Source organism: Rhizobium sp. L43 (assembly GCF_002531725.1).
Taxonomy (GTDB): Bacteria; Pseudomonadota; Alphaproteobacteria; order Rhizobiales; family Rhizobiaceae; genus Rhizobium.
Genome location: NZ_NWSQ01000098.1, coordinates 1 through 532, shown reverse-complemented (window position 1 = coordinate 532; position 532 = coordinate 1). Strand labels below are relative to the sequence as shown.

At 53.6% G+C, this 532-nt stretch carries 1 pseudogene; it reads left to right on the top strand.

Annotated elements, in window-relative coordinates:
• Positions 1-31: 31 nt before the first annotated feature.
• A pseudogene (locus CO667_RS34600) lies at positions 32-532 on the top strand (hypothetical protein); the annotation flags it as partial.

The following is a 532-nucleotide window of genomic DNA, read 5'->3' as shown; positions in this document are numbered from 1 at the left end:
GCTGCGGCAGTATCTAGGCGCCGAGTCGCAGTTGAAACAGCATCATCCTTATCCCGACGACGCCCTCATGATTGATGCCTTCACCAACGAAGAGCTGAGCAAGCTCGGATCGGACTCGACTTCGCAGAGGAAAGGCGTCTTGAATCTGGCCAGCAATCAACGGAGGTTTAGTAATTGGCTCCATAAGAATGGTCGGGGGAGCATAGGCAGTCGACTCACGGGAACTGATCAGCAGCAACAGTCGTTGAAGGACGATTTTAAGGCCTTTACCAAGGCTGAAGGAAAAAAAATAAACGTGAGTCTCGATCGGTTGCGGCAGTATCTAGGCGCCGAGTCGCAGTTGAAACAGCATGATCCTTATCCCGACGACGCCCGCATGATTGATGGCTTCGCCAATGAAGAGCTGAGCAAGCTCGGATCGGACTCGACTTCCAAGAGAAAAGGCGTCTCGAGGCTGGCCAGCAATCAACGAAAGTTTAGTGCTTGGCTGCAAACCAGGGGTAGGGAGAGCATAGCGAGCCGGCTCAACGGC